1 pseudogene is annotated in these 381 nt (G+C 59.8%); it reads right to left on the bottom strand.

Annotated elements, in window-relative coordinates:
- Positions 1-314 (bottom strand): annotated as a pseudogene (locus X742_RS140105) (transposase); the annotation flags it as partial.
- Positions 315-381: the final 67 nt, after the last annotated feature.

The following is a 381-nucleotide window of genomic DNA, read 5'->3' as shown; positions in this document are numbered from 1 at the left end:
CATGACGGCCTGCAGATGCGCGACGGCTTCGCGCTTGGCGGCGGGCCCTACCATTTTTTTGACAGAAGCTCGCGCAATGCCGAGGCTTCGAGCATCTGGTCGGCGAGCAGCTTCTTCAGCCTGGCGTTCTCGTCTTCCAGAGCCTTCAGCCGCTTGGCGTCAGAGACGTCCATCCCGCCATACTTGGCCTTCCAGTTATACAGCGTCGCCTCCGAGACCCCGTGCTTGCGGGCAAGATCGCCCGCCTTCGCACCCGCGTCATGCTCGCGCAGAACCGCGATGATCTGCTCTTCCGTAAACCGCTTTCTCTTCATCAGTCCGTCCTTCAATCAAGGCCCGGACTCTAATCTCAGATGGAGGAAATTCTCAGTGGCAGGTCAG

The organism is Mesorhizobium sp. LNHC229A00 (genome assembly GCF_000502415.1).
GTDB lineage: Bacteria > Pseudomonadota > Alphaproteobacteria > Rhizobiales > Rhizobiaceae > Mesorhizobium.
The sequence above is the reverse complement of the archived record's forward strand: the minus strand, read 5'-3'. Positions and strand labels throughout refer to the sequence as shown.